Raw genomic sequence first — 24,293 nt, forward strand, 5'->3', positions numbered from 1 at the left:
ACAGGCACCTGTCGAACGGAGGCGAACCATGGACCTGCCCACCCTCGGCCCCGCGCACGACGCCCTGAAGGCCTTCGTCGGCGACTGGACCGGCACCGAAGACCTCGCCGCGTCCCCGTGGGCGCCGGCCTCGACGGCGCGCGCCGACTGCGAATACCGCTTGCAGCTCAACGGTTTCGTGCTGGTCCAGCAGTACCGTCAGCGCCGCGAAGACGGCGCGGAGTTCCTGGGCCACAACGTCTTCACCGCGGACCCACGGACCGGCGAGACGCTCTGGTACGGCTTCGACAGCTACGGCTTCCCGCCCGAGACCCCCGCCCGCGGCGGCTGGGAAGGCGCGACGCTCGTCCTGGACAAGCAGACCGCCCGCGGCGTGGCCCGGCACCGGCTCACTCCGGGCGGTGACACCCTCACGCACGAAATCGACGTGAAGATGGGCGAAGACCGCGAATTCAGCCCATTCCTGCGCGCCCGGTACGCCCGCGGAAACGGGTAGTGGAAACAGGCGACGTCCCTCCCCCCGTACACGAGGACGTCACCTGTTTCCGGTCTCCACCACCACATCCGCGGACTCGCTCGGTACGAGAGGTCCGGCGGCGGGGCAATTCCACAACGATTGTTAGTTATTCAGTCGTGCGCTTTCAGGCTATGCAGCGAGTGTGTCCTCGAAGCCGCGATCAGCCCAGAGAAAACGATTACTTTCACCCGGATGGCGGAACGCCGACTCCGAACCGTGTCCCCGAGGGCGGACGCCGGACACCCGAAATTGTCGTACCCCCGGAGTACACCTGAACGCGTGCGCAGATCCGCCGGACCACCCCAGGACACCCCGGACTCGCCCCCGCTGATCGGGGTCGAGAACATGAAGATGCCCGAATGGGCGCGGGTCGACGAACGCGTGGCCGGCGCCGGGTTCGGGCGGGCCGTGCGCGCGTTGCCCGCCGCGATCGCCGTCGTGCTGCGGCTGGCGTGGCGGACCTCGCCGCGGCTGACCCTGCTGGCTGGGGTGGTCCACGTCGTCTCCGGCTGCGTCACCGCGTTCGGGCTGCTCGCCACCGCGAACGTCTTCACCGCGCTCCTCCAGCAGGGCCCGACCCCGGAGCGGGTCATGCAGTCGCTGCCCGCGATCGCCGTCGTCACCGGCTCGTACGCGGCGCGCGCGGTGCTCGACGCCGCCGTCGCCGCCGTCGAAGGCGCACTGCGGCCGCAGGTCACCGCGGCGGCGGACGACGCGGTGACGGCGGCGGTCGTGGGCGTCGGGCTGATCGCCTTCGAAGACGCGGACTTCCGGGAGCTGGCCCGGCAGGGCGCGCGCCACGGCGTCCGCGCGATCGAGACCAGCCTGCGCCGGGTGGCGGACCTGACGTCGTCGGCGATCTCGCTCGCGGCGGCGATGCTCACGGCCGGGCTGCTCAACCCGTGGCTGGCGCCGGTCCTGCTGCTCGCGGCGGCGGCCGACGGCTGGTCCGCGGCGCGCGTGGCCAAGCTGAACTACCGGCACTTCCTCGACACGGTCGGGCGCAACATCCGCAAGTCGATCGTCGAGGAGGTCGCCACCTGGCGTTCGATGGCCCTCGAACGCCACGCGCTCACGCTCCAGGAGCCGCTGCTCGGTGAGTACCGGCGCATCTCGCGCAGCCTGACGCGCGAGGAGATCCGGCTCGCGCACCGCAGCAACCTGGTCCGCACGAGCGGGCGCGCCGCGGCCGGCCTCGGCACCGCCGTCGCCTACCTGGTGCTCGGCTGGCTGCTCTACACCGGCGGGATGGAGCTGGCCCTGGCCGGCACCGCGGTGCTGGCGATGCGCACGGCGTCGACGGCGCTGTCCAACACCATGCGCGCGGTCAACTCGCTGTACGAGGACTCGTTCTACATCGGGTTTTACAACCAACTGCTGCTGGAGTCGGCGAAGCTGCGCCCGCCGCCGACGGCGCTGACCGCGCCCGCCGACCCGGCCGAGATCCGGCTCGAGGGCGTCACGTTCACCTACCCCGGCCAGAAGAAGCCGGCACTGCGGGACATCTCCCTGACGATCCGGCGCGGCGAGGTGATCGCGCTGGTCGGCGAGAACGGCTCGGGCAAGACCACCCTCGGCAAGCTGCTGACCGGCCTCTACCCGCCGGACGAAGGCACCGTGCACTGGGACGACGTCGACCTCGCGCGAGCCGACCCGGAATCGGTGCACACGAACATCGCGGTGATCGCGCAGGAACCGGCGGAGTGGCCGATGACCGCGGCGAACAACATCACGGTCGGCCGCCTCGGCCGCCCCGACCCGGACCGCCGGGCGTGGCGCGAAGCGGTCGACCACTCCGGCGCCGGCGAGGTGATCGAATCGTTGCCGCGTCAGGAAAACACGGTGCTGTCGAAGAAGTTCGACGAAGGCCACGACCTGTCCGGCGGCCAGTGGCAACGCATGGGCATCGCCCGCGGCATCTACCGCGACGCGTCGGTCCTGGTGGCCGACGAACCGACGGCGGCCCTCGACGCCCGCGCCGAAGCGAAGGTGTTCGCGGGCCTGCAACACGCGAGCACGTCGAGCCGCGGCCGCCGCACCACGGTCCTGGTGACCCACCGGCTGGCCAACATCAAGTCCGCCGACCGCATCCTGGTCCTGGAGAAGGGCCGGTTGATCGAGGAGGGAACGCACGAGGACCTGATCCGCGTCGGCGGGGTCTACCACGAGCTGTACGAGATCCAGGCCCGCGCCTACCGCACCGGCACGGCCCGACCGGCCAAGCCCTCAGCCTGACCGCCGAGCCCGCGCGATCTCGACGCACTGCTGCTGGAACACCGAACAGCTCCACAGTCAGTGTTCCAGCCTGACCAGCCGTGCCCCCACCACACCGTGACAACGCACGTCACAGCAGGGCCATCCTGAGCTGAACCTCCGCACCCTCCTAGCGGATTTACGGCCGTCACCCCGCCGGGCAGACTGGCCTGCCGAGTCCCCGAGGAGGCCCGATGCGCCAGCTCACCGCCCTGGACGTGCAGTTCCTCAACGCCGAGTCGACCACCACCACCGGGCACGTCGGCGGACTGTCGATCCTCGATCCGGCCACCGCGCCGGGCGGCACCGTGACCGTCGACGACTTGCGGGAGCTCATCGGCTCGCGGCTGCACCTCGCCAAGCCCCTGCGGTGGCGGCTGCTGCCGGTGCCGCTCGGGCTCGACCACCCGTACTGGATCGACGATCCCGAGTTCGACCTCGAGTACCACGTCCGCGAGATCGCGCTGCCCGCGCCGGGCGACGAACGGCAGCTCGCCGAGCAGATCGCGCGGCTCACCGCGCGGCCGCTCGACCGGCGGCGGCCGCTCTGGGAGGCGTACCTGGTGCAGGGCCTGCGCGACGGCAACGTCGCCGTCTACACGAAGGTGCACCACAGCGCGATCGACGGCGTCTCCGGGGCCGAGCTGATCGGCGTGCTCATGGACGTCACTCCCGAGCCGCGCCGGGTGAACCCGCCCGGGGAGCCGCGAACAGACGACATCCCGTCACCCGTCGAACTCGCGCTCAACGGCGTGAAACGGCTCGCGCTGCACCCCGTCAAAGCCGCGCTCCAGGTGCCGAAGCTGCTCCAGCACATCGACGAGGTGCCCGGCCTCGCCCGCTACCCCGGCGTCGGGCTGCTCGCGAAGGCCGGCAGCGTGCTCAACCGCGTCACGCGCCAGGGCGCCGGACGCCACGAGGCCGACCGGCCGCGGCTGGTCGCGCCGGACACGCCGTTCAACGGCCCGATCGGCCCGCACCGCCGGTTCGCGTACGGCTCGCTGCCGCTCGACGAGGTCAAGCGGGTCAAGAACACCTTCGGCGTCACGGTGAACGACGTCGTGATGGCGCTGTGCGCGACCGTCATGCGCCGGTGGCTCGTCGACCACGACGCGCTGCCCGACCAGCCGCTCGTGACGCTCGTTCCGCTGTCGGTGCGCACGCCCGAGCAGGCCAAGGACGCCGGGAACCAGGTGTCGGTGATGCTGGCGCCGCTGCCGACGCACCTCGCCGACCCCGCCGCGCGGCTGGCCGAGGTCACCAGCGCGATGGTCGCCGCGAAGCAGCGGTACCAGCCGCTGCCGGCGTCGTGGCTGGTCGACTTCAGCGGGATGCTCCCGGCCGCGCTCGGCGGGCTCGCCGCCCGCGCCACCATGAAGTACCTCGGCGCGACCACGCCGGTCGTCAACCTCGTCGTGTCGAACGTCCCGGGCGCGCAGGTGCCGCTCTACCTGGCCGGCGCCCGGCTGCTCGCCAACTACCCGGTGTCCGCGATCACCGACGCGAGTGGCGGGCTGAACATCACCGTGATGTCCTACGACGGCAAGCTGGACTTCGGGCTCGTCGCGTGCCGCGAGCTGATCCCGGACGTCTGGGACCTGATCGACCACCTGCACGACGCGCTGGCCGAGCTCACCAAGCTGGCCGCCGAGCACACCCGGGAGGCCTGATGGCGGAGCGCGTCGCGGCGGTCAACGGCGTCGAGCTGTGCCACGAGACGTTCGGCAACGCGAGCGGGCGGCCGCTGCTGCTCGTGATGGGGCTCGGCGCGCCGATGATCTGGTGGGACGAGGAGTTCTGCGAATCCCTTGCCGCGCAAGGCTTCCACGTGATCCGGTTCGACAACCGCGACTCCGGGCGGTCGAGCCGGATGCGCGGCCAGGCCAACCTCGCGCAGGCGTACCTGCTGCGCGGCGCGCCGTACTCGCTCGCCGACATGGCCGCCGACGCCGCCGGGCTGCTGGACTACCTCGGCATCCCGGCGGCGCACGTCGCCGGGGCGTCGATGGGCGGGATGATCGCGCAGACGCTGGCGATCCGGTACCCGTCGCGGGTGCTTTCGCTGACGTCGATCATGTCGACCACCGGGAGCCGGCTGGCCGGCCGCCCGAGCCCGAAGGCGATGTCGATGCTGCTCGGCGCCCGGCCGCGCGACCGCGCCGAGTACGTCGAGCTGGCGGTCCGCACGTTCCGCGTGATCGGCTCGCCGGGCTACCCCTTCGACGAGGCCCGGATGCGCGAGCGGGCCGAGCGGACGTTCGGCCGCGGCGTCCACCCGGGTGGCACGGTCCGCCAACTCGCGGCGATCGTGGCCGACCGCGACCGGACGCCGAAGCTGCGCAAGGTGCGCGTACCGGCCCTGGTGGTGCACGGATCGCGGGACCCGCTGGTCCACGTCTCCGGCGGCCGCGCGACGGCCCGCGCGATCCCGGGCGCCGACCTGGACATCGTCCCCGGCATGGGCCACGACCTGCCCCGCGCGGTCTGGCCCCGGGTGATCGCAGGCATCACCCGCATCGCCGACCGAGCCAAAGTAACCACCTGACGCGTACCCGGCGAGTCGGCCCACGTACCCAGCCAGTCGGCTCACGTACCCAGGGAGTCGGCTCACGTACCCGGACAGCCGGCTCGTGTACCTGGACGGTCGGTTCGTGAGCCGACCCTCCAGGCACGTGAACCGACCCTCCAAGTACGCGAGCCGACCCTCTAGGTACGCGAGCCGACTCTCCAGGTACGCGGGCCGACCCTTCAGGTACGCGAGTTCGCCGGGCCGGTTCGCGTGTCTCGCGTGATCCGGGCCGTGACTCGCGTGATCCGGCGCGTGACTCGCGTGACTGGAGGCGTGACTCGTGTGATTGGGGGGCGACTCGGGTCAGGCGGAGAGGGTTACTGAGCCTAGGTGGGAGAAGTGGGCCGCTACTCGGGAACCCGGGTTGAGCGGGACTGCGTCTGTCATGCCGCCTGTCAGGACCAGCCAGCCTGGTTCCAAGGCCAGGCCGCGGGTCGCCAGGGTGTTCGCGGCCAGGGCCAGGGCCTCCGCTGGGTGGCCTTGGACCGCTGCGCCCGTGGCCGTGTCGACGATCTGGCCGTTGACCTCCAGCAGGGCCGCTTCCAAGGTGAGGTCCAAGGAAGACGCGGGCAGGCCGATCGGGCCCAGGGTGAAGTGAGACGACGAGCCGTTGTCCGCGACGGCGTCCGGGAGCGTGAAGCGGTAGTCCGTGTAGCGGCTGTCGATGATCTCCATCCCGCCGTAGACCCGGTCGACGGCGGCCAGCGCCGTCGCCGCCGTGACGCCGGGGCCGGACAGCCGCCGGCCCAGTACGAAGACCAGCTCCGGCTCCGCGCGCGGGTGGAGCAGCGAAGACGACGGCACCGGCACCCCCGCGGGCAGCACCATCGCGTCGGTCAGCCAGGCCAGCAACGGCGAGTCGATGCCCATCCGCTGCTGCTTCGCCCGGGACGTCAGGCCCAGCTTGACGCCGATCAGCGTCTCGCCGCGGGCCCGGCGCTGGCGCAGGGCCTCGTCCTGGATCGCGTACGCCGTGTCGACGTCGAGGTCCGGCCAGTCCGCCGAGAGCGGCGGGCGCTCCGACTCCGTGGCCAGCAAGGAAGCCGCCGCTTCGCGCACGTTCATGATTCCTCCGAAGGGGCGAACACCGCGGTGACGCTGCCGATGCCGGCGATGGTCGCGACGACCGTGTCGCCCGGCGACACCGGGATCGCGCGGGTCATCGAGCCCGGCAGCACGACGTGCCCGGGTTCCAGCGTGACGCCCAGCGGGCCGACCGTGTTCGCCAGCCACACCAGCGAGTTCAACGGCGACCCGAGCACCGCACCGCCCGCGCCGGTCGCCGCCACCGACCCGTTCTGGTAGAGCACACAACCGGCCAGCCGCAGGTCCACCGCACCCAGCGCCGTCGGGCTGCTGCCCAGCACCACGCCGCCGGACGACGCGTTGTCCGCGATCGTGTCGAAGAGCGTGATCTTCCAGTCCTGGATCCGCGAGTCGACGATCTCCAGCGACGGCAGCACAAATGACACAGCCCCCACCGCGTCGGCGACGGTGACGCCGGGGCCGCGCAACGCCGACCCGAGCACGAACGCGATCTCCGGCTCGATCCGCGGCTGCAGGAACGTCGACGTCGGGATCGGCTGGTGCTCCAGGTGGAACATGCTGCCGGTCAGGTGGCCGTAGTCGGGCTGGTCGACGCCCATCTGCCGCTGCATCGCCGCCGACGCGAGGCCGACCTTGTGCCCGCGGACGGCGTCACCCGCGGCCGTCCAGTGCCGCACCTGCTCCTGCTGGATCCGGTAGGCGTCCTCGACGGTCGCCTCCGGGAAGGTCTTGATCAGCGGCTCGATCGGCTCGCGCGTCGCGTAGGCCCCGGCCAGAACGGCGGCGGCCTCCTGCACTCTGCTGGCGTCCACACTCGGGAACTCTGCCCGCGGCGGCAGCCACACACAAGCCCGGGTGTTCCACCCAGCGGAACTCTCGCCAGACAACCTCTTGCGCGCGAGATAAATCGGGCGTACGTTGAACGACACCACCAGGAAGGGACGTGAGGGACATGGCACCGACACAGGCCGAGGTCACCAAGCTCGCCGAGGTCCGTGACGAGCTGCGCGAGCGCCACCTGCGCCCGGCCGCCGAACGGCCCGAAACCAACGGCCGCGGCATCCACCACACCGCGCTGATCTCCAGCGACGTCGAGCGGACCATCGGGTTCTACCAGGACATCCTCGGCTTCCCGCTCACCGAGCTGATCGAGAACCGCGACTACCCCGGCTCCAGCCACTTCTTCTTCGACGTCGGCAACGGCAACGCGGTCGCCTTCTTCGACCTGCCCGGCCTGGACCTCGGCCCGTACGCGGAGGTCCTCGGCGGACTGCACCACCTCGCGCTGTCCGTCACGCCGGAGCGGTGGCGCGTCATCAAGGACAAGCTCGACGAAGCCGGCGTGCAGTACCTGCTCGAGAGCGAGACGTCGATCTACCTGGCCGACCCCGACGGCGCCCGCGTCGAGCTGATCTCCGACCCGCTGGGCGAGATGTACGGCGAGAAGATCGGCTGAAAGCGTGGTCTGGACGTCGCGGGCGATCTACCCTGTCCGCGACGTCTGGAGGTCCGATGGCCGATTGGTCGCTTTCCCGCGCGAAGGCCCGGCTCGACCGCCGTGAGCACCTCGACGAGCTCACCGCCCGCACCCGGTTCGAGGTGCGGCTGCACCTGAACGAGCCCGCGGAGTACGGCAGCTACGAAGACGTGGAGACCATCTTCGCGATCGGACACGGCGAGTGCGCCGCGTTGCTCGCGCACCGCCGCGTCCTCCCGCTGTGGGAACGGCTGCTGCTCGCCCGCTACGCCCGGCGGCTGCACGGCAAGGCGATCACCCGCAGTGTCGGCGCGGTCCCCAGCGGGGCGTCCGGGATCGCGCGCGCCTTCGGGGCCGAGATCCTCGAACTCGGCCCCGACTCCGGCGACACCGGCGCCAAGTACGACCTGCAGGGCCGCGGCCTGCTGACGGTGTTCCGCATCGCCGTCGGCGCCAAGGGCGAGGCGTGGCCGGACCGGCACGAGGTGTCGACGACGTCCGCGCGCAACATCCTGACCTGCTGCGCGACGTTCGCCCACCGGAAGCCGTGGCACGTGCTCTGGCCCGTCTACCGCGTCCGCGGCCTGCGGCTCTGGAAGCTTTGACGCGCGCCGGGCGTTCCACCCGCATGAACGCTGAAGAGATCTTGGCGAACGCGAAGACGATCGCGGTCGTCGGCCTGAGCCGCGACCCGGCCAAGGCCGCGCACGGGGTGCCGGCGGTGCTGCAGGCCCACGGCTTCCGCATCATCCCGGTCCACCCGACCGCGACCGAGCTGCTCGGCGAGAAGGTCTACCGGTCCTTGAAGGACATCCCCGAGCCGGTCGACTTGGTCGACGTCTTCCGCCCGTCCGCCGAGGCGCCGGGGATCGCGCGCGACGCCGTCGAGATCGGCGCCAAGGCGCTGTGGCTGCAGCAGGGCATCACCTCCGCCGAGGCGCGCCGCATCGCCGAGGAGGGTGGGCTGGAGTTCGTGCAGAACCGCTGCACCGCGGTGGTCCGCGCGACGGCGTCGATCTCGAAGAGCTAGCCGCCGAAGCTGACGACGCGGTGGTGACCGGCGTCGGTGACCCAGATCCCGCCGGCCGCGTCGACGGCCACGCCGAGCGGGGCGCCGAGCGCGTCCGAGCCGAACTCCACGCGGCACGAGCCGGTGGTGTCGAACCGCGTGATCCGGCCGTGGTCCGGCGACGTCACGTACGCGTCGCCCGACGCGGTCACGGCGACGTCCGCCGCGCGGGACCGGCCGATCCCGAGGGACCCGATGACCTGGCCGTCGGCGTTGTACCGCGCGACCGCGACGTCGCCGTCCGCCGGGTGTCCGTTGTGGACGATCCAGGCGCCGCCCGCGCCGTCGCCGGCGATGCCCCGCGGTGAGCCGACCTTCTCGGTGATGTCGCTCAGCGCCGCGCCGGTGCGGGTGTCGAAGCGCGCGACGCGCTGGTGCCCGGGGTCGGCGACGAGCAGGCGGCCGGCCGAATCGAGCGCTATGCCGCACGGGCCGGCGAGCTTGCCGGTGCCGAACTCCCGGACGAACCCGCCCCACCACGCGTACTGCGCGACGCGGTGGTTGCCGGTGTCGGCGACGTAGACGTTGCCCGCCGCGTCGACCGCGACGGCTTCCGGTGCCTTGAGCCGCCCGGCCAGCACGCGCACGAGCTTGCCGTCGCGGGTGAACGCCTGGACGCGGTCGTTGCCGGTGTCGGCCACCCACAGCTGCCCGCGGGCGTCGACCGTGATCCCGGCCGGGCCGGCGAACTGCCCCGGCCCGGGGCCGACGCGGCCGAACGCGCCGCGGTACTCCGGCGGCGGAGCCTGCTGGTCGGTGCGGGTCGCGATCATGGCCACGGCGTCAGGATCACCGACGCGGGGCCGCAGTGACCAGCGACGTCAGGACTGTTCAGCAACTGTTCCGCCGTCGCTCACCGCCGGTCGACGAAGCTGTACGCGGGCAGCGGCCCGAGCCAGTCGGCGCCGTGCCCGGCGACCGCCTCCCGGACGACGAGCAGGTCGCCCAGGCCCACCAGGAACGCCCAGCGCTCGTCGGCGTGCTCCCCCGCCGGCAGCGACACCGAGTCGCGGGCCCGTTCCGCCACCTCCGCGAGCAGGCCCACCCCCGACACGGAGTCGCCGAACCGCAGGCAGACGTGCACCTCGGCCAGGCCGTCGAGGCGGGCGAGGTCGGCGCGGTACTCGTCGGCGGCCGGGGCGAGCACCTCGCGGCGGACGGCCTCTTCGTCCTCCGCGACCGCGCCGAACCGGGCGGGCAGCACCGGCCCGCCTTCGACGAGCGACGACACCACGGCCAGGTGCGCGGCCGGGTCCGGATCGGCGGGCGCCTCGCCGACGACCATCGCGATGTCCTCCCACCGCACCGCGCGCGGCACCCTCGGATGACCGGCCCGGACCACCCCGAACAACTGCAGCGCCACGGTTCTCCGTTCTCGTTCGACAATGGCTCTCGACACCGCGGCGAAATTGCGGGAAATCGGCTCCTTCGCCGGCCGGACCGTCACCGTAGCAACGTCGGAGCTTCGGCACTAATGCCGTTCACACCGTGGTTTTCACCGGTTCGCCGAGGTCGGCCACCCGGTTGGCGGTGACTGCGCCGAAAAGGTGATTCCGGTTAATTTCCACCGGCCAGCCGATAACCGACCCCGCGGACCGTTTCGATGGTGTGGGTGCCGAACGGCACGTCGATCTTGCGGCGGAGGTAGCCGATGTAGACCTCGACGACGTTCTCGTCGCCGTCGTAGTGCGCGTCCCAGACGTGGCCGAGGATCTCGTTCTTCGTCAGCGCGGTGCCCGCCCGGCGCAGCAGGAACTCCAGCAGCCCGAACTCGCGCGCGGTCAGCTCGATCCGCTTCTGTCCTCTGTGGACGGTCCGGGCCGACGGGTCGAGCCGCAGGTCACCGGCCTCCAGCACGGCCGGACGGGCCGGGGCGCCGCGCCGGAGCAGGGCCCGCAGCCGGGCGATGAGCACGACGAACGAGAACGGTTTCGACAGGTAGTCGTCGGCGCCGAGGTCGAACGCGTCGGCCTCGTCGTACTCGCCGTCCTTCGCGGTCAGCATCAGCACCGGCGTCCAGTTCTCGGCCGCCCGCAGGCGTTTGAGCACCTCGTAGCCGGACAGCTCGGGCAGCATGATGTCGAGCACGATGACGTCGTACTCCTGCTCGGTCGCCGACCACAGGCCGTCCTTGCCGGTGTGCGCGACGTCCACGGTGAAGCCCTCGGCGACCAGGCCGCGCCGGAGCGTCTCCGCGAACTCGCGCCCGTCCTCCACGATCAGCAGGCGCACGTCAGTCCTCCTCCTCTTCCGGCACGGCGATGACGGGCAGCTCGATCACGAACCGCGCACCGGGCGCCCCGGGTTCCTCGGACGCGGCGTAGCGCGCCCGGCCGCCGTGGCGCGCCGCGATGCCGGCGACGATCGGCAGGCCCAGCCCGGTGCCGCCGTGGCCGCGCTGGCGGGACGCGTCGAGCCGGACGAACCGCTCGAAGATCCGGTCGCGGTCGGCCTCGCCGACGCCGGGGCCGTCGTCGCTCACCTCGACGACGGCGAGGTCGCCGTGCACCGAGCTGGCGACGCGGATCCGGTCCCGCGCGTGGCCGCGCGCGTTGTCGACGAGGTTGCGCACGGCGCGGCGCAGCTGGGCCTCACTGCCGTAGACCTTCGCCGGGCCGGCCCGGACCTCGACGTCGAGCGCGCATTCGCCGCGCACGCGTTCGGCCTCGGCGCGGACGATGTCGTCGAGGTCGACCTCGGTGCGCGACGGCCGGTCGGTGGCGTCGTCGGTGCGGGCGAGCATCAGCAGGTCGTCGACCAGTTCGCGCAGCCGCGCGGTCTCGCGGGCGATCACCGGCACCAGCTCCTCGGTGCTCTCCGGGTGCCGCCCGGAGACGTCGAGCGCGGTGCTGATCGTCGAGAGCGGTGACCGCAGCTCGTGGCTGGCGTCCGCGACGAACCGGCGTTGCGCCGCCTGCGCGGAGGCCAGCCGGCCGAGCATTTCGTTGAGCGTCACGGCAAGCCGGTGCACCTCGTCGCCGCCCGGCGGCAGCGGGACGCGGGCTTCGAGGTCGCGCGTCGAGATCTCGGCGACGGTCCGGCGCATCCGCTCGACCGGCCGCAGCGCGGAGCCGACCGCGCGGTAGACGGCGAGGCCGGAGATGGCCAGCAGCGGCACGGCGATCAGGCCGAGCAGCAACGTCAGCCGCGTCGACGCCTCCGTCACCGGCTCCAGCGAGCGCGCCGAGATCACCGTGAACGGCCCGCCCGGCCCGTTCACCTCCTGGGAGACGACGCGGTAGTCGTCGCCGTCGCCGTTGAGACCCAGCGGGAGCGTCTCGACGGTTTCGTGGCCGATCGTCGGCCGCGCGGACGTCAGCGGCGGGTGCCCGACGATGGCCGGGTCGCTCGCGATCGGCCGGCCCTGCGCGTTCAGCACCTGCGTGACGGCTTCGGTGTCGCCGGTGCTCGCGACGTCGCTCGCGCTCAGGTCCCGCGCGCCTTCGCGGACGAGCTGGATCGCGACCTGGCGGCCGGTGCTGCGGGCACTCTCGGTGACGCTGCGATCGAGCGACTCCTCCAGCAGTACCACGACGATCGCGAGCGCCGCCGCGATGGCCAGCGCGAGCGCGAACACCGCCACCGCGGTGGTGCGCATCCGGACGCCGGTCGCGGCGATCACCCTGCCCAGTTTCACCAACTCAGCGTAACCACGACGCGACGCCGTCACGACGTCCGGCGGCGGCGCGAAGTGGTGAGCCGCTCCCCGCGCAGCCGGTCGACCTCGGGCACCGGCAACGCCGGCAGCGGGTGCCCGGCCGTCCAGGCGAGCAGCAGGTCCGCGAGCGCCGGGTTGCGGGCGAGCGCCGGGCCGTGCAGGTAGGTGCCGATGATCCGGCCGGTCACCGCGCCCTCGGTGCCGTCGCCGTTGCCGGTGCCGCGCACGACCTGGCCGAGCGGCGCGCTGTCGGCGCCGAGCTTGCTGACGCCGAGGTGGTTCTCGAAGCCGGTCAGCGGTGAGTTCCCCAGGAGCGCGGACGACGTCGCGACCAGCTCGGCGACCGACCGCCGCTCGCCGGGTTCGGTGGTGACGTCGAGCAGGCCGAGGCCGTCGTGGTCGACGCCGTCGAGGCCGCGGAAGCGGGTGCCGAGCACCTGCAGCCCGGCGCAGACACCGAACACCACGGCGCCCTGGGCCACCGCGCGCCGCAGCCCGGGGTGCTTCCGCAGGTGCGCGGCGGCCAGCACCTGCGCGCCGTCCTCGCCGCCGCCGAGCAGGTACAGGTCCAAAGTGGACGGCACCGGCACGCCGAGCCCGACCGGCACGACCTCGGCGTCGAACCCGCGCCACTGCAGCCGTTTGCACAGCACCTGGGCGTTGCCGGAATCGCCGTAGGTGCCGAGCACCTCGGGCAGCAGCAGTCCGATGTGGACGATCGACTCAGCCACCGGGCAGCCTGCCGACCAGGTCGCGGAACGCGGTGTAGTTGGCGACCAGCTCGACCGCGCCGGGCGGCAGCGTGTCGATCGCGGCGACCGGGTCCGGCTCGGCCCAGTGCGCCACCTCGGCGTAGCAGAGCCGGACGGCGAGATCGGCGCAGCGCTCGCCGGTGACGACGACCTGGCGCCCGCGCAGCCGTTCGAAGTGGACGTCCCAGAGCCAGGACAGGTCGCGCCCGTCGGCCTCCTGGGCGTTGACCGCGACCACCACCGGCGTGTCTTCGTCCAGCACACGCAGCGTTTCCACCCAGCCGGCCGGGTTCTTCGCCAGCATCAGCCGCACGGAATGGCGGGTGCGGCGGACCGTGCGGTAGCGCCCGCCGATGTCGGTGATGGTCCGCAGCCGGGCCGCGGCGGTGTGCGGCGGCACGCCGAGCCGGTGCGCCGCGGCCAGCGCGAGCGCGGCGTTCCCGCGGTTCGCGTCGCCGGGCAGCCGCAGGTCGAGGTCGACCTGGCGGCCGCCGGGCGTGCGGACGAGGTCGCCTTCGAGCGTCCAGCTGGGTTCCGGGCGGCTCAGGCCGCAGCCGCAGCTCCAGTGCCGGTCGGTCTCGGCGATCAGGCCTTCGCAACGCGGGCACGCTGTCGCGTCGCCGGTCCAGCGGCGGCCCGTGCTCACCCACACCGGCTTCGCGGCCGCGCTCGCGGCGGACGTCACGAGGACGTCGTCGCAGTTGGCGACGACCAGCGTGCCGGGCAGCGCGGCGATCGCGGCGCGGAGGTCGCGTTCGGTCGCGCGGACCTCGCCGACCCGGTCGAGCTGGTCGCGGCTCAGGTTGAGCAGCACCAGGACCGCGGGCTGGACCTGGTCCGCGACCTGCGGCACGTAGGTCTCGTCGACTTCGAGGACCGCGTACGGCGCGTCCGGGCGGGCGGTGAGCGCGGCGAGGACGCCGTCGGGCATGTTCGCGCCGTCGCCGTTGGAGGCGACCTCGGCCAGCGCTTCGAGCGCGCGGGTGAGCATCAGCGACGTCGTCGTCTTGCCGTTGGTGCCGGTGACGAGCACGACGGTGCGTTCCCGGCCGAGGCGGCGCAGCGCCCGCGGGTCGAGCGCGAGGGTGACGCGCCCGCCGATCATCCCGCCCGAGCCGAGCCCGGCGCTGCGGGACAGCCACGCGGTCAGCCGGCCGGCGGCCACGGACGCGCGGGTACGCAGGACGGTCATGCCGCAGACGGTGCCCGGAAGGCGCTGTGAGTTTCCTGAGCGCGTGACGGCGGTCTCCGCACGGGTGACCAATGGTCACTCCGAATTGCCCACTCGTTCGGCCGAATGTTCACGGATATGAACGTGGACCACCGCCTAGCGTGACGTGACCGCCGCCACAACCGCCTTAGGTAGGAAACCTAACCATCGGAGGTTGTACCAATTAGCCGAGCTAACATTCCGCGCTATTGCGAGTTATTCCAAGATCTTCCCCGCATACATCGGAGGTGTTACCGTCCAAACCCGCCCAGCGGAAATACGTACCGCTGAGCGGGAACGGAACGTCCAACGGAGGGCAACGTGGGACCGGAGCGCGGGCTGGAACAGAGCGGAACTCTCGAGCGCGGGCTCGCGGTGCTGGAGCACGTGGGTCGTCACCAGGAGATTTCCACCAACGCGATCGCGCGGCAACTGGGGCTTTCCCGCAGTGCCGCCTATCGCATCGTCGGCACCCTGAAGAACCTCGAATACCTCGAAGCCGACCAGGTCACCGGCCGGGTGCGGCTGGGGACTCGGCTCGTCGAACTGGGTGCCCGGGCGATGGCCGCGACCGATCTCCACCGGTGCGCGCCGCGGTACCTCGCGTCGCTCGCGGAGCGCTCCGGCGAGACGACCTACCTGGCCGTGCCGGACAACGACACCATGGTCTACGTCGCCACCGAACGCAGCGCCAGCGCCGTCACCCTGGCCTGCCGCCTCGGCACGCGGCGCCCGCAGCACGCGACGTCGCTGGGCAAGGCCTGGCTCGCCGCGCTGCCGGAGCCCGACCGCGCCGAGCGCGTCCGGCGGATGAAGCTGGACTCCCTCACGCTCAAGACGATCATCGACCCGCACCGGCTGCTCGACGAGCTCGCGCGGACGTGCCGTCGTGGCTGGGCCGTCGACGAGGTCGAGAACGAGCCGGACGTCGGCTGTGTCGCCGCCGCCGTCCGCGACCACTCGGGCCGGCCGATCGCCGCCATCAGCGTCGCCGGGCCGGCACCGCGGGTGCTACGCAGGCTGGACGAACTGGGTGCCTCCGTGGCCGGGACCGCCGCCGCCCTGTCGCTGAGGCTCGGGTACGTGCGAGGGCAAAGGAGCTGACGTGACCTGGATCCAGGACTACCAGCCGGCGGGCGGGCTGTGGGTGTCGGCCCTGCTGGCCGCGCTCCCGATCATCGTGCTGCTGGTGGCGCTCGGGGTGGTCCGCTTGTCGGCGCACCTGTCGGCGGCGCTCGCCCTGGTCACGGCGCTGGGCGTCGCCCTGCTGCTGTACGGGATGCCGGCCGGGCTGGCGTTCGACTCGGCGGCGATGGGCGTGGTGTTCGGCGTCTGGTCGGTGGCCTGGATCGCGTTCCACGCGGTGTACTTCCACAACGTCACGGTCGCGACCGGCCGATTCGACTCGATCAAGCGGGTGCTGGCCGGGTTCAGCGAGGACCGGCGGCTGCAGGCGCTGCTGATCGCGTTCGGCTTCGGCGCGCTCCTGGAAGGCGTCGCGGGCGGTGGGTCGCCGATCGCGATCACCGCGGCGATGATGGCCGCGCTCGGCTTCCCGCCGGTGAAGGCCGTCGTGCTGGCCCTGCTGGCGAACACCGCGCCGGTGGCGTTCGGCGGCCTCGGCAACCCGCTGATCGTGCTGGGCCGGCTGACCGCGCCGATCATGCACCTCAAGCCGGACCAGGCGACCGACCTGTTCTCGGCGATGGTCGGGCGGCAGGTCCCGGTGCTGGCGCTGATCATCCCGGCGTTCCTGGTCGTCGTACTGGCCGGTTTCAAGCGCATGGTCGAGGTCTGGCCGGCGGTGCTGACGGCGGGTCTCGCGTTCGCGGCCATGCAGTTCGTGGCGTCGAACTACATCAGTGCCAGCCTCGTCGACGTCCTCGCCGCGCTCACCGCGATGGCCGCGCTGTGGATCCTGACCCGCTTCTGGCAGCCCGCGTCGGTGTGGCGCTTCGAGGGCGAGACGCCCGTTCCCGCCTCGTCGAACTTGGGCGCGGCCAAGGCTTCGCGGGGCGCGCTCTACGCGTGGATGCCCTACATCATCCTGATCGCGGCGATCTTCCTGACCCGGATCGGCACGATCTTCAAGAACCTGCCGGTGTGGCTGGACCTGACGAAGCTGCTGCACAAGGCCGACTGGATCTTCGCGTGGCCGGGGCTGCACAACCACGTGATCCAGCACCCGCCGATCACCGCGAAGAACGCGCCGTACGCGGCGACGTTCACGGTGGACTTCCTGTTCTCGCCGGGCACGGTCGCGCTGATCGCGGCGGTGATCGCCGGGTTCGCGATGGGCGCGAAGCCGGGGCTGCTGCTTTCGACGTACCGCAAAACGCTGCACCAGATGCGCTGGGCGCTCGCGACGATCTTCATGATCCTGGCGATCGCGTTCGTGATGAACTACTCGGGCGCGACGCAGACCCTCGGCCTCGCCCTGGCGACGACCGGCGCGGTGTTCCCGCTGTTCTCGGCGTACATCGGCTGGCTGGGCGTGTTCCTGACCGGGTCGGACGCGTCGACGAACAGCCTGTTCGGCCCGATGCAGGTGATTTCGGCCCAGCAGCTGCACATCGACCCGATCCTGGCCGGCGCGACGAACACGTCGGGCGGCGTGATGGGCAAGATGATCTCGCCGCAGAACCTGTCGATCGGCGCGACGGCGATCGGGCAGACCGGCAAGGAGGGCTCGCTGCTGCGGCAGACGTTCCTGTGGTCGTTCGCGCTGACCGCGGTGGTCGGCGTGATTTCCCTCTTGCAGGCGACGATCCTCACGGCGATGATCCCGTCGCCCTAGGCTGACGGCATGAGTGCTGACGCCTTGGCCGCTTTCGGTTACGAACTCGGGGTGCTGAAACGCATCCGGCGGTCGGGGTGGTGGCAGGCGGGCGTCCGCGACCCGGAGTCGGTCGGCGAGCACAGCCTGCGGGCGGCGCAGCTGGCCGCGTTGCTCGCGGCGGAGGAAGGCGCGTCCCCGGAACGGGCGGCGTTCCTGGCGCTGTGGCACGACACGCAGGAAACCCGCACCGGCGATCTGCCGCACACGGCCGTGGCGTACCTGCGGAAGCCGGAACCGCGGGAGATCACCGCGGACCAGACGGCGGCGCTGCCGGTGTCTTCGCGAGACGTCGTCCGCGCGGCCGTCGACGAATACGAGTCACGGGAAACGCCCGAAGCGCTTTGCGCCAAGGACGCGGACAAGCTGGAGATGCTGCTGCAGGCGCTCGAGTACCAGCACGCCGGCATCCGGCCGGTCGGCGAGTGGATCGAATCCGGCCGAACGGGTCTCACCACGGAGACCGCCCGCAGGATCGCCGCGGCGGCGGTGGCGCTTTCCCCGCTTTCCTGGCGGGAAATCCGTTAACCGCGTCCGGCGGTATCGCGGTTGTTTCCACTGTGGTCACTGGTCTGTCCGGGTGGAAAAGCGAACGGATCAATGGCCGGGCGTCCTACCGTTGTCGTATGCCCATGACGCTGATCAAAGGTACGTTCCAGCTCGTCGGAGCTTCGCCGGACGGCGATTCCGTGCGGTTCTACCCGGACGATCCCGAGGCGACGAAGAAGGCCGGGCTGAAGGTCCGGCTCAATTCCCGCGGCGGCATGCAGCTGCGGCTCGACGCGATCGACGCGCTGGAGACGCACTACCGCCCGCACGGCGGCCCGATGCTGCACCAGCCGGTCGCCTTGGGCACGGCGGCCGCCGACCGGCTGGTCGCCGTGCTGGGATTCACCGACGTTCTCCGGGCCGACGACGGCAAGGTGAAGTCGGCGACGCCGGACAAGGTGACCGGGCACATTCTCACCCGTTTCGCCGACAAGTACGGTCGCGCGGTCGCGTTCGCGTTCCCCGGCCAACGCCCGGGCCGTTCGGTCGACGGCAGCCTCGTGCACCTGGACGTCAAGCAGCTCAAGAACTCCGTCAACTTCCGGATGATCACCGAGGGCTTGGCGTACCCGACGTTCTATTCCCTGCTGTACCCGGATCTCCGCCAGGCCCTGTCGGACGCGGCGGTCGCGGCCCGGAAGTCCGGCAGCGGCGTGTGGGCGTCGGACGTCACGACGTCGGGCTTCAAGCTGAGCAACCGCGCCCAGCTCAGCGACGACCTGGTCCTGCTGCCGAAACTGTTCCGCAGACTGGCCGACTACCTGGTCCTCGACGAAACGGGCGGCGCGTCCTTGTCGGGCTTCGCGCATTTCCTGGACACGAGGAACGACCGCCTGTTCACGGTCCCCGGCGGCCACGCGACGGAGCTCTCGACGCTGGTGGAGGTGAAACGGCAGAGCGTGAAGCTGACGGTGGCACCGGAACAGATCGTGTTCATCGAGGCCTGACTAGCGACCCACCGCCGTCGCGCGGGACAGGAGCAGGGCTCGCTCGCGGGCGTTCTCCGTCATCTCCGCCGCGCGGCGGAACTCCTGCTCGGCCTCCTCCAGCCGGCCCAGTTTGCGCAGCAGGTCGCCGCGGACGCTCGGCAGGAGGTGGTAGTCCTTCAGCGCCGGCTCGTCGGCCACCGCGTCGACGACCGCCAGGCCCGCCTCGGGGCCGTACGCCATCGCCACCGCGACTCCGCGGTTCAGCTCGACCACCGGGGACGGCTGGAGCTTGCCGAGGCCTTCGTAGAGCGCCGCGATGCGCGCCCAGTCCGTCTCGTCGGCCTTGCGGGCGCGCGCGTGGCAGGCCGCGATCGCCGCCTGGGCCGAGTACGGGCCGTACGCGCCTTCGGCGATCTGCTCCGACAGCGTCAGCGCGGCGAGGCCGTGCTGGATCAGCAGCCGGTCCCAGCGGGCGCGGTCCTGGTCCAGCAGCAGCACCGGCTCGCCGGCCGGGCCGGTGCGGGCCTTCGACCGGGACGACTGCAGTTCCATCAGCGCGACGAGGCCGTGCACCTCGGACTCGCCCGGCATCAGCCCGGCCAGCACGCGGCCGAGCCGCATGGCCTCCTCGCACAGCGCCGGGCGCATCCAGTCGTCGCCGCGGGTGGCCGAATAACCCTCGTTGAACACCAGGTAGAGGACCTCGAGCACGGACGACACCCGGGCGACCCGCTCGTCGCCCTCGGGCACCTCGAACGGGACCTTCGCCGCCGCGAGGGCCTTCTTCGCGCGGACGATCCGCTGCGCGATCGTCGACTCGCGGACGAGGAAGGCGCGCGCGATCTCGTCGGTCGTCAGGCCGCCGAGCATCCGCAGCGTCAGCGCGACGCGCGCCTGGGTGTTGAGCACCGGGTGGCACGCGACGAACAGCAGCCGCAGCAGGTCGTCCTCGATGTGGTCGTCGAGCGCCGCGTCGAAGTCCGGCAGCACGCCCTCGCCGACCTGCTGGTCGCGGCCGACCTCCACGAGCTTCTCGGCGTACCGCTCGTTGCGGCGGAACTGGTCGACGGCGCGGCGTTTCGCGGTGGTCATCAGCCACGCGCCGGGGTTGCGCGGCACGCCGGACTCCGGCCACTGCTCCAGCGCCGCGACGAGCGCGTCCTGCGCCAGCTCCTCGGCGAGCCCCACGTCGCCGCGGGCCATCCGGGCCAAGCCCGCGATGAGCCGCGGCGACTCGATCCGCCAAACCGCTTCGACCGTGCTCCGGGTGTCCGCTACCGTCACCCGGCCATCAGACAGGCTGCGCCCGCCCGGTGCAACCCACTACTCGGCGATGGGGCGGATCTCGATCACGCCGCCCTGCTCCTCCGGGTTCGGCGCCCGCTTCATCAGCTCGACGACGTCGTCGAGCGATTCGCCGTTGAGCACCCACACCCCGGCGACGAGCTCCTTCGACTCCGCGAACGGCCCGTCGATGAGCTTCGGTTCCGCGTCGCCTTCGAACAGGACGCGCACGCCTTCCGCGCTGGCGGTGAGCCCCTCGGCCAGCACGATCCGGTCGTCGGCGAGCAGTTCCTCGTTGAACTTCGCCATCTCTTCGAGCAGGACGGCGTTCGGCGGCGCGCCCGTTTCCGACTCCGGGCTCGACTTGACCATCACCAGGAAGCGCATCACGCCTCCCCGGACGTCTTCGCGCGCAGCTGCGCCTCGATCTCGGCGACCTCCGGGCTCAGGTTGTCGAAGTCGGACGCCTCGGCGACGCGCCGGATCTCGACCTCGTGGGTCGAGCCGTCGGTGTTCGGCATCCGCTTGATCCACTCGACCGCCTCTTCGCGGTTGCGGACCTGCAGGATCCAGAAGCCGCCGACGAGCTCCTTGGTCTCGGCGAACGGCCCGTCGACGACCTTGGGCTCTTCCTTGCCGGAGAACACGATGCGCGCGCCCTGCGAGCTCGGCGTGAGCCCCTCGCCGGCGAGCAGGATGCCGGCCTTCAGCATCTCTTCGTTGAACTTCGCCATCTCTTCCAGCAGCTCGGCGCTGGGACCCTGCCCGCCCTCGAACTCCTCCGACGCCTTGACGATGACCATGAACCGCATCGCGGTCTCCTCTCGCTTCTGCTTACGCGTCGAACAGCGGGACGCCGGATCGACGGGTGCGCCGGAAAACTTTTTCGCGCCCGGAAAGTAGCAGCTCAGGGTGCGTGGAGCCGGGACGATCCGGACAGGGGAGAATCAACGGCCGTGGCCGTACTCCCCGACGATCTCTCCGCCGCGCTCGACGACGAGCTGGCCAAGCACCATCTCCACCGGCTCACGCAGGCCTTCGACCGGCTCAGTGCGCGCTACCGGCAAGGTGACGCGGCCACGTCGCCGATCCTCGCCTCCGAGGTCGACGTCGCCGCCTACGCCGGTTACCGCATGCCCGCGACCTACGCCGCCGTGCACGCGGTGCTCGCCGAAGCCGCTTCGCGTGCTCCCGGCTTCGAGCCGCGTACGCAGGTCGACGTCGGCGGGGGTACCGGCGCCGCTGTCTGGGCCGCCGCGGAGGTCTGGCCTTCGCTCGAGAAGTGCGCCGTCGTCGAGCAGGTCGCCGGGGCCATCGGGCTCGGGAAACGGCTGGCCGCCGGGGCGCGGAAGCCCGCCGTCCGGGGCGCCGAGTGGCGGCGCGGGCTCGTCGACCCGGCCGCGCCCGCGCCGGAAGCGGACCTCGTGACGCTGTCCTACGTCCTCGGCGAGCTGCCGGAAGCGGACCGCGAAGACGTCGTCCGGTGGCTCGCCGCGAAAGCCGGGGCCGTCGCGGTGGTCGAGCCCGGCACGCCCGCCGGTTACGAGCGGGTCCGGGCCGCGCGCGCCCAGCTCATCGGGCTCGGCCTGCAGGTCGTCGCGCCGTGTCCGCACGACGGCGAGTGCCCGATCACGCCCGGCAAGGACTGGTGCCACTTCGCCGCGCGGCTGCCGCGGTCCAACCTGCACCGCCGGATGAAGACCGCCACGCTCGGGTTCGAGGACGAGAAGTTCGCCTACGTCGTCGCCGGGCGGTTCACGCCGTCGCGGCCGGACGCGCGGATCATCCGGCACCCGAAGAAGCACAAGGGCTGGGTCGCGCTCGACCTCTGCACCGCCGAAGACGGCCTCGAGAGCGGCGTCGCCGTGTCGAAGAAGCAGGGCCCCCGGTACCGCGCCGCCCGCGACGTCGAGTGGGGCGACGGCTGGTCGACGACCTGACCGAGCTGGAGAGCACGGGTGCCTGCGCGTCGAGCCGGTCCACCGTGAGTAGGAAAGACCGCAGCGGTAACCGGCCAGTCGGGGGGCGTGCCGGCCGGTTACCGCCGCATGGAGGAAGAGGGCACCTCGCCTCAGGTATGACGCGCGCTCTCGCGCTTCACCCGATCGAGTGAGGGCGTGGCATTCGGCCCAAGCGCCCCGAGGTGGCCTCGGGGCGCTCGGTACCGGGTCAGGCCGGGTCGGCGAGGATGCCGTTCACGTAGGTGCCCGGGTGGGTCGCCGCGTCCTGGCGCAGGACCGGGAGGCCGGCCGGCCAGTCCGCCGTCAGCGGCTGGGTCTGGCCCGGCGGGATCGTCTTGAGCGACGTCGGCGTCCAGGACGCGCCGCCCTCCGACGGCGTCAGGACGGTGATCGTCGCCGACGCCGTGGTGCCCGCCGGGACCTCGTTGTACTTCACGCCGTTGTCCTCGCGCGGCAGGTGGTAGACCGGGCCGAACGTCGCGTCGTCCGGGCCGACGAGGTCGACGCCCGGGACGCCGTACAGGCCGCACGTGTGGTCCGAGGTGTTGCGGTAGGTCAGCGGCACGTCGAACTGGCCCGGCGCGTCGGTCTTCTCAGCCGGCTTGCCCAGCGAGACCGCCAGGTCGGCGGTGGTGCAGCGCGGCGTCGCGGTGGACGCGGCCGCTGCCGGCGCCACGGCGCCCCCGGCCGTCCCCGCGGCCCCCGCCGCGCCGGACGACGGCTGCGTCGCGGCCCCCGCCGCGCCACAAGCGGTCAACGCGGCCATCCCCGCCGCGGCCCCGATCCCCATCAAGATGCGCTTCATGACATTCCTCCCTGTGTCCGGAAAGCCGGCGAGATTCAGCTGCTGACGGGCGTGACCTGCACGGAGTCACCCTTGACCGGCGCAGCGGCCGGCCAGTCGACGCTCACCGGCTGGCCGTACGGGCCGGTCGGCAGGTCGAACGTGACGGTCGTCGGCACGACCGGCGACGGCGTCGCGGCCGAGCGCTGCACGATCCGCGACACGGCCGGGTGGCCGGCGCGCAGGTTCACCGGCAGCGCCTCGGCCCCGTCGACCGTGGTGGCGATCGGCAGCCGCTGCCCGTCGGCGACGAAGGTCAACGCCGTCGGCGCGCCCTGGAGCTTGCAGTTCGTGGTCGGCGAGGTCGCGGTGTAGGTCAGGACGTAGGCCTCGTGGCCCGCCGCGTTCGACGGGTCCTTCGCGACCGTCACGTGCACGTCGGACGCGCCGCACGGGGTGTCGCTCGGCATGGCGTTCGCGGCGCCGGCCGCCAGGAACAGTCCCCCGGCCACCAGGCCACCGACGGCGATCGCGGTAACAGTGCGCTTCATGGTGCTCTCCCTCGTTCCGTCAACAACTTTCGGACTCATGAGGAAGATGCCCAAGTGATCACCGAGGATGCGTCCCGATGGGGTCGATCACCCGAAAGCAACCCCGGCCCGGGTGAGACGTCGAAAAGAAAGAACGCTCACCCGGCGAGGATGCCGTTGACGTAGCTGCCCGGGTGCGTCGCGGCGTCCTGACGCAGCACCGGCAGGTTCGCCGGCCATGCGGCGGTCAGCGCCTGGGTCTGGCCCGGCGGGATGGTCACGAGCTTCGTCGGCGTCCAGGACGCGCCACCGTCGGACGGCGTCAGGACCGTGATCGTCGCCGACGCCGTGGTGCCCGCGGGGACCTCGTTGTACTTGGCGCCGTTGTCCTCCCGCGGCAGGTGGTAGACGGTGCCGTTCGGGTCGTCCGGGCCGACCAGGTCGACGCCCGGGACGCCGTGCAGGCCGCAGGTGCGGGCCGAGGTGTTCTTGAACGTCAGCGGCACGTCGAACTGGCCCTTCGCGTCCTGGCTCTCCTTCGGCGCGCCGAGCGACACCGACAGGTCGGCCGTGGCGCAGCGCGGCGTCGCGGTCGTGTCGGCCGGTTTCGCGGTGGCTGCCGTACTCGGCACGATCGACGACGCGGGTGCGGACGTCGATGTCTTCGGAGCGGCAGGTGCGGCAGGCGTGGCCGAACCGCACGCCGTCAGTGCGAGTGTTCCCGCCGCGGCCCCGATTCCCAGCAAAACGCGCTTCACGATGGCTTTCCTCCGGTGTGTCGAAAGTGGACTCACGCGGGAAAGATGCGCCGGTGATCTTCGGGGATACGTTCCGTGGGTTTGATCACCGGCGGGCAACCTCGGCCCGG

At 71.9% G+C, this 24,293-nt stretch carries 26 protein-coding genes; 12 read left to right on the forward strand and 14 right to left on the reverse strand.

Annotated features, from left to right (window positions below; all coding sequences use genetic code 11):
• Positions 1 to 28 precede the first annotated feature (28 nt).
• The 4 genes from OHS58_RS33035 to OHS58_RS33050 all read left to right on the forward strand — a co-directional run bounded on the left by OHS58_RS33035 (position 29) and on the right by OHS58_RS33050 (position 5,315).
• Complete coding sequence (locus tag OHS58_RS33035; protein ID WP_328645089.1) at positions 29 to 496, forward strand: DUF1579 family protein; 468 nt, start codon at positions 29 to 31, stop codon at positions 494 to 496.
• A gap of 366 nt (positions 497 to 862) precedes the next feature.
• Entirely contained in the window at positions 863 to 2,752 is a 1,890-nt protein-coding gene (locus OHS58_RS33040) for an ABC transporter ATP-binding protein (RefSeq protein WP_328649899.1), read from the forward strand.
• A gap of 212 nt (positions 2,753 to 2,964) precedes the next feature.
• On the forward strand, positions 2,965 to 4,440 hold the full coding sequence (locus OHS58_RS33045) for a WS/DGAT/MGAT family O-acyltransferase (RefSeq protein ID WP_328645090.1): 1,476 nt from the start codon (positions 2,965 to 2,967) through the stop codon (positions 4,438 to 4,440).
• Positions 4,440 to 5,315: an alpha/beta fold hydrolase gene (locus tag OHS58_RS33050; protein ID WP_328645091.1), complete on the forward strand. Its 876-nt coding sequence runs from the start codon at positions 4,440 to 4,442 to the stop codon at positions 5,313 to 5,315. The genes OHS58_RS33045 and OHS58_RS33050 overlap by 1 nt, the downstream gene beginning before the upstream one ends.
• 327 nt (positions 5,316 to 5,642) lie before the next feature.
• On the opposite strand, the gene OHS58_RS33055 is transcribed toward OHS58_RS33050, so the two are convergent.
• Positions 5,643 to 6,404: a 2-keto-4-pentenoate hydratase gene (locus OHS58_RS33055; RefSeq protein WP_328645092.1), complete on the reverse strand. Its 762-nt coding sequence runs from the start codon at positions 6,402 to 6,404 to the stop codon at positions 5,643 to 5,645.
• Positions 6,401 to 7,198 (reverse strand): 2-keto-4-pentenoate hydratase, encoded by a 798-nt coding sequence (locus OHS58_RS33060; RefSeq protein WP_326957119.1) that lies wholly within the window; start codon positions 7,196 to 7,198, stop codon positions 6,401 to 6,403. The genes OHS58_RS33055 and OHS58_RS33060 overlap by 4 nt, the downstream gene beginning before the upstream one ends.
• A 140-nt stretch (positions 7,199 to 7,338) precedes the next feature.
• On the opposite strand from OHS58_RS33060, the gene OHS58_RS33065 reads away from it, so the two are divergent.
• From OHS58_RS33065 to OHS58_RS33075, 3 genes are read left to right on the forward strand one after another with little or no spacing between them, the layout of a single operon-like run.
• Entirely contained in the window at positions 7,339 to 7,842 is a 504-nt protein-coding gene (locus tag OHS58_RS33065; RefSeq protein WP_328645093.1) for a VOC family protein, read from the forward strand.
• A 56-nt stretch (positions 7,843 to 7,898) separates the two neighbouring features.
• Positions 7,899 to 8,468, forward strand: coding sequence for a hypothetical protein (locus tag OHS58_RS33070; protein ID WP_328645094.1), 570 nt, complete (start codon positions 7,899 to 7,901; stop codon positions 8,466 to 8,468).
• A 23-nt stretch (positions 8,469 to 8,491) separates the two neighbouring features.
• On the forward strand, positions 8,492 to 8,893 hold the full coding sequence (locus tag OHS58_RS33075; RefSeq protein WP_247058661.1) for a CoA-binding protein: 402 nt from the start codon (positions 8,492 to 8,494) through the stop codon (positions 8,891 to 8,893).
• On the opposite strand, the gene OHS58_RS33080 is transcribed toward OHS58_RS33075, so the two are convergent.
• The 6 genes from OHS58_RS33080 to OHS58_RS33105 all read right to left on the reverse strand — a co-directional run bounded on the left by OHS58_RS33080 (position 8,890) and on the right by OHS58_RS33105 (position 14,534).
• Positions 8,890 to 9,705 carry an NHL repeat-containing protein gene (locus tag OHS58_RS33080; protein ID WP_328649900.1) on the reverse strand — a complete coding sequence of 272 codons (816 nt, stop codon included), beginning with the start codon at positions 9,703 to 9,705 and terminating at the stop codon, positions 8,890 to 8,892. The genes OHS58_RS33075 and OHS58_RS33080 overlap by 4 nt on opposite strands.
• A gap of 80 nt (positions 9,706 to 9,785) precedes the next feature.
• Entirely contained in the window at positions 9,786 to 10,295 is a 510-nt protein-coding gene (locus OHS58_RS33085) for a GvpL/GvpF family gas vesicle protein (protein WP_247058662.1), read from the reverse strand.
• A 194-nt stretch (positions 10,296 to 10,489) separates the two neighbouring features.
• Entirely contained in the window at positions 10,490 to 11,164 is a 675-nt protein-coding gene (locus tag OHS58_RS33090; RefSeq protein WP_247058663.1) for a response regulator transcription factor, read from the reverse strand.
• 1 nt (position 11,165) lies between these two features.
• Positions 11,166 to 12,569 (reverse strand): sensor histidine kinase, encoded by a 1,404-nt coding sequence (locus OHS58_RS33095; protein WP_326957111.1) that lies wholly within the window; start codon positions 12,567 to 12,569, stop codon positions 11,166 to 11,168.
• Between the two features lie 29 nt (positions 12,570 to 12,598).
• Positions 12,599 to 13,321 carry a type 1 glutamine amidotransferase gene (locus tag OHS58_RS33100; RefSeq protein WP_328645095.1) on the reverse strand — a complete coding sequence of 241 codons (723 nt, stop codon included), beginning with the start codon at positions 13,319 to 13,321 and terminating at the stop codon, positions 12,599 to 12,601.
• Positions 13,314 to 14,534 carry a Mur ligase family protein gene (locus OHS58_RS33105; RefSeq protein WP_247058666.1) on the reverse strand — a complete coding sequence of 407 codons (1,221 nt, stop codon included), beginning with the start codon at positions 14,532 to 14,534 and terminating at the stop codon, positions 13,314 to 13,316. The genes OHS58_RS33100 and OHS58_RS33105 overlap by 8 nt, the downstream gene beginning before the upstream one ends.
• Before the next feature lie 339 nt (positions 14,535 to 14,873).
• Between OHS58_RS33105 and OHS58_RS33110 the strand changes: the two genes are divergently transcribed.
• From OHS58_RS33110 to OHS58_RS33125, 4 genes are all read left to right on the forward strand, one after another.
• Positions 14,874 to 15,656: an IclR family transcriptional regulator gene (locus OHS58_RS33110; RefSeq protein ID WP_326944801.1), complete on the forward strand. Its 783-nt coding sequence runs from the start codon at positions 14,874 to 14,876 to the stop codon at positions 15,654 to 15,656.
• A 1-nt stretch (position 15,657) separates the two neighbouring features.
• Positions 15,658 to 17,349: an L-lactate permease gene (locus OHS58_RS33115; RefSeq protein WP_328645096.1), complete on the forward strand. Its 1,692-nt coding sequence runs from the start codon at positions 15,658 to 15,660 to the stop codon at positions 17,347 to 17,349.
• Positions 17,350 to 17,358: 9 nt separating this feature from the next.
• Positions 17,359 to 17,916 (forward strand): HD domain-containing protein, encoded by a 558-nt coding sequence (locus OHS58_RS33120; protein ID WP_328645097.1) that lies wholly within the window; start codon positions 17,359 to 17,361, stop codon positions 17,914 to 17,916.
• A 104-nt stretch (positions 17,917 to 18,020) separates the two neighbouring features.
• The gene (locus tag OHS58_RS33125) at positions 18,021 to 18,884 is read left to right on the forward strand and encodes a thermonuclease family protein (protein ID WP_326944804.1); all 864 of its coding nucleotides are present in this window, start codon (positions 18,021 to 18,023) and stop codon (positions 18,882 to 18,884) included.
• On the opposite strand, the gene OHS58_RS33130 is transcribed toward OHS58_RS33125, so the two are convergent.
• The 3 genes from OHS58_RS33130 to OHS58_RS33140 are packed head-to-tail and all read right to left on the reverse strand — an operon-like array spanning position 18,885 to position 20,962.
• Positions 18,885 to 20,150 (reverse strand): RNA polymerase sigma factor, encoded by a 1,266-nt coding sequence (locus tag OHS58_RS33130; protein WP_247058671.1) that lies wholly within the window; start codon positions 20,148 to 20,150, stop codon positions 18,885 to 18,887.
• Positions 20,151 to 20,189: 39 nt separating this feature from the next.
• Positions 20,190 to 20,537, reverse strand: coding sequence for a YciI family protein (locus tag OHS58_RS33135; protein ID WP_247058672.1), 348 nt, complete (start codon positions 20,535 to 20,537; stop codon positions 20,190 to 20,192).
• The gene (locus OHS58_RS33140) at positions 20,537 to 20,962 is read right to left on the reverse strand and encodes a YciI family protein (protein ID WP_326944806.1); all 426 of its coding nucleotides are present in this window, start codon (positions 20,960 to 20,962) and stop codon (positions 20,537 to 20,539) included. The genes OHS58_RS33135 and OHS58_RS33140 overlap by 1 nt, the downstream gene beginning before the upstream one ends.
• A gap of 144 nt (positions 20,963 to 21,106) precedes the next feature.
• Between OHS58_RS33140 and OHS58_RS33145 the strand changes: the two genes are divergently transcribed.
• Complete coding sequence (locus OHS58_RS33145; RefSeq protein WP_328645098.1) at positions 21,107 to 22,090, forward strand: small ribosomal subunit Rsm22 family protein; 984 nt, start codon at positions 21,107 to 21,109, stop codon at positions 22,088 to 22,090.
• 229 nt (positions 22,091 to 22,319) lie between these two features.
• On the opposite strand, the gene OHS58_RS33150 is transcribed toward OHS58_RS33145, so the two are convergent.
• From OHS58_RS33150 to OHS58_RS33160, 3 genes are all read right to left on the reverse strand, one after another.
• Positions 22,320 to 22,916 (reverse strand): DUF4232 domain-containing protein, encoded by a 597-nt coding sequence (locus OHS58_RS33150; RefSeq protein WP_328645099.1) that lies wholly within the window; start codon positions 22,914 to 22,916, stop codon positions 22,320 to 22,322.
• A 35-nt stretch (positions 22,917 to 22,951) separates the two neighbouring features.
• Positions 22,952 to 23,446, reverse strand: a complete 495-nt coding sequence (locus OHS58_RS33155; protein ID WP_328645100.1) for a DUF4232 domain-containing protein — start codon at positions 23,444 to 23,446, stop codon at positions 22,952 to 22,954.
• A gap of 137 nt (positions 23,447 to 23,583) precedes the next feature.
• Positions 23,584 to 24,057 (reverse strand): DUF4232 domain-containing protein, encoded by a 474-nt coding sequence (locus OHS58_RS33160; RefSeq protein ID WP_328645101.1) that lies wholly within the window; start codon positions 24,055 to 24,057, stop codon positions 23,584 to 23,586.
• Between the last annotated feature and the right edge of the window lie 236 nt (positions 24,058 to 24,293).

The organism is Amycolatopsis sp. NBC_00348, from assembly GCF_036114655.1.
GTDB lineage: Bacteria > Actinomycetota > Actinomycetes > Mycobacteriales > Pseudonocardiaceae > Amycolatopsis.